Annotated in this window: 4 protein-coding genes and 2 pseudogenes; 4 read left to right on the forward strand and 2 right to left on the reverse strand. The window is 37.7% G+C overall.

Translation table 11 applies throughout. The features are described 5' to 3' along the window. The first annotated feature begins 234 nt into the window (after window positions 1-234). Window positions 235-4,128: a glycoside hydrolase family 84 protein gene (locus tag IEX12_RS17630; protein WP_188725602.1), complete on the forward strand. Its 3,894-nt coding sequence runs from the start codon at window positions 235-237 to the stop codon at window positions 4,126-4,128. Between the two features lie 48 nt (window positions 4,129-4,176). Here the strand turns inward: IEX12_RS17630 and IEX12_RS23900 are convergent. Continuing rightward, window positions 4,177-4,326 (reverse strand): annotated as a pseudogene (locus tag IEX12_RS23900) (glycerate kinase); the annotation flags it as partial. Between the two features lie 168 nt (window positions 4,327-4,494). Continuing rightward, window positions 4,495-4,626, reverse strand: coding sequence for a zinc ribbon-containing protein (locus IEX12_RS17640; RefSeq protein ID WP_088052574.1), 132 nt, complete (start codon window positions 4,624-4,626; stop codon window positions 4,495-4,497). Window positions 4,627-5,252: 626 nt separating this feature from the next. On the opposite strand from IEX12_RS17640, the pseudogene IEX12_RS17645 reads away from it, so the two are divergent. From IEX12_RS17645 to IEX12_RS17655, 3 genes and pseudogenes are all read left to right on the forward strand, one after another. Next, window positions 5,253-5,678 (forward strand): annotated as a pseudogene (locus IEX12_RS17645) (carbohydrate ABC transporter permease); the annotation flags it as partial. 18 nt (window positions 5,679-5,696) lie between these two features. Next, the gene (locus IEX12_RS17650; RefSeq protein ID WP_088052575.1) at window positions 5,697-6,515 is read left to right on the forward strand and encodes a PfkB family carbohydrate kinase; all 819 of its coding nucleotides are present in this window, start codon (window positions 5,697-5,699) and stop codon (window positions 6,513-6,515) included. Window positions 6,516-6,639: 124 nt separating this feature from the next. After that, window positions 6,640-7,392 (forward strand): GntR family transcriptional regulator (locus IEX12_RS17655; protein WP_188725603.1); only part of this gene is annotated, 753 nt, incomplete at its 3' end.

Here is a 7,392-nt window from a genome sequence, read left to right on the forward strand (position 1 = left end):
ACAGGCTAAAACTATTAGGAAAAGCGGGTGTCAACAGCCATATGCTTAACTGCCCACCTATGGGAAGATAAATAACCTTCGCTGCATGAACTTTGAATTTAGTGCTCCATACTCCAACAAATAGCAAGATAATCTACTGTTTTGCAAATCAAGGAGGTGTAAATGAAACCATTATCAAGCAAGTTTTTCTAATTACCTACTTATATAAAGGCAGGAAAGGAAGGGATAAAGAATATGAAAAAACGATTATTGTTCTGTTTAATGATTATCACTACCATGGTATTTAGCACAGTCTCAAGTGTGTTCGTGCCAGTTGCAAGTGCAGCAGGTAAAAGCCCTGCAAAGGATTACGAAATTTATCCGATTCCCCATAGCATTGAGTATGGTAAGGGCATGACTTCCCTAAGGAAAGGGGTTCAAGTTATTTATGACGATACAATTGATGACGTTACAAAAAGAAAAGTTGAAAAAGTATTTACGAATAATGGTTTAGAGGCACCAACTGTTGTTACAGAACCATCAAAGGATAAAATTAATTTGCTTATTGGCACAAAAGGTTCAAATGGTCCAGTTGACAAATTTGCAGTTAAACATGTTGACAGTCAAGGAATGGATTTTGACCAAATAGATGCCTACCAATTAGAAATTAAAGACAACAACATTACGATTTTAGGAAAGGATACGGATGCAAGCTTTTACGGCTTAGTTACACTAGAGGCAATCCTCGCACAAAGTCCGCAAAAAGTAATTCGCAATTTGAGTATTGAAGATTTTGCGAATACGGAAATTAGAGGTTTTATTGAAGGGTACTATGGGATTCCCTGGAGCAATGAAGATCGAATATCCCTAATGAAATTTGGTGGCAACTATAAAATGAATTCATATATATTTGCACCAAAGGATGATCCTTACCATAGGGAAAAGTGGGATAAATTATATCCCGAGGAAGAGTTAGCAGGGATACAAAAAATGGCACAAGTCGGGAATGAAACAAAAACGCGTTTTGTTTGGACGATCTCCCCATTGGGTGAAGTGGCTGACCTTGCACGAAGGGAAGGCGAAGATGCAGCCATGGCGGTCCTTGATGAAAATACAGAAAAACTTCTTGCAAAGTTTGAACAATTATACGATGCGGGTGCGCGCCAATTCGGTGTATTGGGTGACGATGTTGGAAGCCTGCCACTTGATTATGTCGTCCAATTAATGAATTCTGTTTCGGAATGGGCAGAGGAAAAGGGGGATGTGTATGACCTTGTCTATTGTCCAGCGAGCTATAACTCTGGATGGGCCTGGAATCCGGAAGAGTTAAATGCATATGAAGAAGGGTTTGACGAGGATATTAAGATCTTCTGGACGGGATCAACTACTTGTGCGCCAGTTGTCCAAAGTACAATTGATGTATTTAAAAATAAAAGTAATAATGGAGTGGAAAGAAGAGACCCGCTATTTTGGCTGAACTGGCCGGTAAACGATGTGGATATGTCAAGGGTCTTCCTTGGTAAAGGAGAAATGCTTCAGCCCGGCATCGAAAATCTTGCTGGTGTTGTGACAAATCCAATGCAAGAAGCTGAGGCATCAAAAATTGCTCTTTTCGCCATCGCAGACTACACATGGAACACCGTTGACTTTAATCCGCAAAAAAGCTGGGATGACAGCTTTAAGTATATTGAATCAGATGCTGCAGAAGAATTGCATGAACTAGCCAAACACATGTCTGATGCGGACCCTGATGGTTTAGAACTGGCTGAAAGTGAAAATATTAAAGAATTATTAAATTCGATAACGGAAAAAGTGAATAATGGGGAGTCATTAGACGAAATTGCCCAAGAAGCAATTGCCGAATTCCAAAAAATAGCTGACGCAGCAAATGGATTTTTAGCGAAAACAAAGAACGATAAACTAAGAGAAGAACTGGCACCATTTGTCAAAGCGTTGCGTGATATGGTGCTGGCAAATATTGAATTTATGAAGACAGCTCTTGCAATTGAAGAAGGAGATAAAGAAGAAGCATGGAACACGGTTTCAAAAGCATCGTCGCTACGGAAGCAAAGCTTGAATTACGACAGGCCATTATTAAAAGGAACAATGAAGGCAAAGCCTGCCCAAAAGAGGCTACAGCCGTTCACGGATAACTTGGAGAAGAAAGTCTTCCAAAATATTGAAAAACTTTTGGGTGTAGATGTAAAACAATCTAAAGCTAGCATGTTTACTAATGTAGATGATTATAAAGAACTGTCTGTAACGGAGGAGCCTGCCGTTACATCGATTGATACTAAAGCTGAAGTGGAATTGGACAGAAATGAGTATATTGGGTTAAAACTAAGCCGGATAAAGGATCTGTCCAACATTGAGGCAACGATAAAGGATGGACTATCCATACAGACCTCAGTAAACGGAATAGAATGGGAAACAGTCAAAGATTTAAACAGACCTTCTGATGCTAGATATGTTAGATTGATAAACAAAACATCCGATACTATTCATTTTACGTTAGATACATTTAAGGTTGCATCTAACGAGGTAAAACCGAAAACAGTGGAGGGTAGAAATGTGAAGCTTTATAAGTCCTCTCCATTAAATGTTTTAGACGGTGACTTATCAACACATACTTGGTTTGGAGAAGCCCAAACGAAAGGGCAGTTTATTACGTATAATCTAGGACAAAAAATAAACCTTGAAAGCTTAAAAGTTTATGTTAAAGAGGATGAGCATGACTTCCCGCGTCATGCAGTTATTGAATCTTCACTGGATGGTAAGGAATGGCATACGGCGATGACTCTCGGAAATCAAGATGGTCCGAATAAGGGAGAAGAGAGTGATAAAGACCGTATTGAGGATATTTTTAATAAAATTGAAGGCACCTATCGTACAAAGGAAGTAAAGGATATTGACCAAGAGGCTAGATTTTTACGATTTAAAGTAACTCGAACGAAACAGGGAACAGGCAACTGGCTTCGAATGCAGGAAATTCAAATTAATGATGGCGAGTTTTTACCGGAATTCAATGGCCCGACAATAGAGGATAAAAATGTGGAGCTTCACAAATCATCATTACCATTAAATGTTTTAGACGGTGATTTATCAACATATACCTGGTTTGCAAAACGACAAACGAAAGGGCAGTTTATTACGTATAATCTAGGACAAAAAATTAACCTTGATCGCTTAAAAGTTTATGTTAAAGAGGATGAGCATGACTTCCCGCGTCATGCAGTTATTGAATCGTCACTGGATGGCAAGGAATGGCATACGGCGATGACTCTCGGAAATCAAGATGGTCCGAATAAGGGAGAAGAGAGCGATGAAGACCGTATTGAGGACATTTTTAATAAACTTGAAGACACCTATCGTACAAAAGAAGTAAAAGATATCGATCAAGAGGCTAGATTTTTACGATTTAAAGTAACTCGAACGAAACAAGGAACAGGCAATTGGCTTAGAATGCAAGAAATTCAAATTAACGGCGATGAGTTTTTACGGGAAGTTAATGATCCAACAATAACAACAACTTCAGTCGTTAATATAGGAAACAGCATTGGCAATATCGCTGATGGAAAACTTAACACCAAGTTCAAGCCTGCCGATGGAAAAGCTGGTGAGGTACTATATCATGTTGGTGAAGCAGGAACAAGCGTAACCAGCATCACACTTATGGAAGACCCATCTAATGTTTCCAATAGCAAGGTTTCGGTTCGAACATTAAATGGCTGGAAAGAACTTGGAACTGTAGACTCAGGGTATACATTCTTTGATACAACGAACATTGATTCCATTTTAGATTTGAAAATTGAATGGGAAGATGAAAATGCACCTGCACTTTATGAGGTTAAAATTGACAAGGTGGAGGACAGTGGAAATGTTGAATCGACGATCATGACAATGACATCATTGGTGAAGCAATACGCGGAAGATGGCAAAATTGAAAATGATCGCGATGTACGTTTGCTGCAAACACATTTGATTTCAATCGATCACTTTGTGAAGGAGGGTGTATTAGAAAAAGCAGTTAAACACATGAATGGATTTAAACAATTGGTTAACAACTACCAGGAAAATGGCCAAATGGATAAGGGAGCTGCAACAACATTGATAAAACATGCCGATAACCTTATCAAAAAATGGCAATAGAATTGTAGCAGGAATCCCTCTGATAGCTTGTTGGGGGGGAGTTCTGCTTTATTGGTGTTTAAAACTATTATAGTTGTGTTTAAAAACTACACTAGCAAAATGTTGGAGGCTATCATCAAGTTGTTTTACAATGTTTTTTGATGCTCCTTTTAGGGGAGTGAGGACATATGCTGCTCCTTCTTTTCCGTGAAGATAATTATTAACATGGCAGCCACTTTAAATGTACATTCTTTATATTTTTATTTTGGCAGAGGCTCTAAAGCATTACCGCAGGTTCCATATTTTGTTGTTGATCATTTGATGTTAGATAAAATATTTGATTTGATAGTGATGAAAATTCAATTGATACTTTATAAACCTCTAGATCTATCTGAATTCTGTCCCATCACACTTGGGACATGGTGGTAAATGGTCTGAGTTATCATCAGGATGAACAGTTTCTCCACAATTTTTGCATTGATTAGTTCCAATACCTGGTTTTTCACCTGTAGTTGGCATAAATATCACCTCCTTTTCTAACTATATTCGATATTAATCATGCAAATTCCTGTTAATTTTGTAGGAACTTTTTATTAATGTCGAAAATTGGTTACTGTTACAGTAGGAGATGTCATTATTGTACTAAAACGGTATAATGAGATTTTCAAAAAATATTGATTACGGCCACCGAAACACTATACCGCCCCTTATCCAACTGTTGAGTATTGCCATTGAAATGATCCACTAATGACATAATTTAGTGCGGCTACCATTGAAATATCCGGGGCTTTTGACTTATTACTTAAAATACAGTGAACGGTTTTTACACGGAGAAGTGGTTATGGTAGGCTTTCTTGCTAGGCAAGCTTATAGCTGCCTTTTTTGTCTAAAGCCATAAACATCGACTCCGTTTCAAGACCTCATACATAAAAAGCAAATTCACTACAATGTTAATAAACTCCGGATTTATTGGGTAAATTTGGTTTATGAATGAATGGATCTAAAACATGGCAAAGGTGGATCGCAAGGATCCGAATATTCTTAGGGTCGCTTTTGTGGTGTTCGTATATTTTCAGTAATGAAAAAAATCGTATACATGTATGGCGTTTGTCTAGTTTGATAATAAGTTCTACAATACTCGTCCTGATACCAGGCTGGCATTGATTTTGCCTTATATTGCCTTTCGGCTGCCAATATGTGTGCTGTTATTGAGGTCATACTTTTTAGGAATACCTAGAGAGTTGAATGAATCAGCCTTGATGGACGGATGCAGCGAGTTTGGGATATATCTTAGAATCTATCTTCCCATGTCATTGCCGATATTAATTACCACAGTAGTATTGACTGCATTTTATGCATGGAATGAGTTTTTGTTTGCCACTGTATTCATTGATACAGAATCACTAAAAACAATTCCATCTGGGTTGATGAATTTCAGAGATGCCCTGCAAACAGATTGGGGCATACTTCTTGCAGGAATGGTCATTGCTTCCCTGCCTATGATAATTTTACTTATTGTACTTCAAAAATATTTGGTTCGAGGTTTATCAGAAGGATCTGTAAAAGGGTAATGGAAAGGATGATCAAAATTGAACATTATAACAATAGGAGATAATGTAGTTGATTGCTATTTAGATAGAGACGAATATTTTCCAGGCGGAAACGCGGTTAATGTAGCGGTTAATTGTAAAAGATCTGGTGCAGAAAAGGTTGGCTATATTGGCGTGTTTGCAACCGACGATAAAGCAGACCATCTAAAATATGCACTAGGCCTGGAGGGGGTAAATTATAACCTGTCACGGGTTGTTAAGGGAGTCAGCGGACAGCCCAAAGTGAATTTGACGAATGATGGAGACAGGGTATTTGTAAGTAGTCCCCAAAATACAGTTCAGCACAAAGTGAAACTGAGACTGGTAGAGGAAGACTATGAATATATTGACCAATTCGATATCTGCCATACGAGTTGTTATTCCTTTCTGGAAGAGGAGCTACCGAAGCTTTCCAGGCATATTAAAGTCTCATTTGATTTCTCGGAGAATTATAATTGGGAGTATCTCGAAAAGGTGTGCCCACATATTTCCATTGGGTTTTTCTCAGGTGCTAGTCTAACAGACGCCGAAATAGAATCTTTAATCAAAAAACTTTCAGAGTATGACCTGGAAACCATTGGAATTACCAGAGGGAGTAAACCAGCAATCTTCATCCATAATGGAAATCGGTACTTACAGGAAGTGGATAATGTGGAGGTCATTGATACAATGGGTGCTGGAGACAGTTTCATAGGCGGATTTTTAACTGATTATTTTACAAATAAAGATATAAAGAAAGCATTGCAATTTGCTGCAAAAAGATCCGGTGTCACTTGTGGTTTTTATGGAGGATTTGGATATCCGAAAGAAATGAAATGATGGTGGCTTCCTTTTCGATTAAAGGATAATAATTCTAGGAATAATAATCAATTCTGTTATAATTATTACAGATTCATCATGATAGTTAATCATATTATCTATTAAGAAAAGGTAGCGTGGAAAAATGGCAAATTTTAAAGAAGTAAATAAAGAAAATTCTATCTTTTTGTATGAACAAATCAAGCTCGGGATCAGAGATATGATCGAAAGGGAAGAAATCAAAAAGGGAGACAGGCTCCCAATTGAAAAGGAATTGTGCGATCAATTTAATGCCAGCAGAATAACCGTAAGGAGAGCAGTAAAGGAACTTGAAAGTGAAGGAATCATTGAAGTGATTCACGGTAAAGGAACCTTCGTGAAAGGCCTCAGACGTCCTATTCACATCCTTGATTTGAAGGGATTTACAGAAGGTCTGTCTTCCTCAGAAAATCACTTCACCAAAGAAGTTATAAGGAAAGAAATCATAACAGCAGACGAATTTTTAATGGAAAAGTTTAATCGGGACAGCCCTTTTGAAGTCGTGAAGCTGGTAAGAGTCATCAAAGATGACCACGATGTTTTCAGTGTTGATTTCGCATACCTGCCTTATGATGTCTATCCAAATATTTTACCGAAGATAGAGGATAATGTTTCTACATTCAGAATCATTCACGATGATTATGGGGTGAAGTTTAAAAATGCAAAAAAGGATATTGAAGTCTCTCTCCCTACTATGGAAATAAGTAAACTTTTTGATATTTCGAATTCCGATCCGGTTATAAAGGTAAATAAGGTTATTAACTCAAGTTTCGGAGTAAAAAAATCCGTTCAAACCCATATCAAATCAGGGTTTACTATCAAAAACAAATCAAAAAAATACAAAAAACACCCTATTCTT

This window comes from Lentibacillus populi (assembly GCA_014642895.1).
GTDB classification, from domain to species: domain Bacteria; phylum Bacillota; class Bacilli; order Bacillales; family Amphibacillaceae; genus Lentibacillus_C; species Lentibacillus_C populi.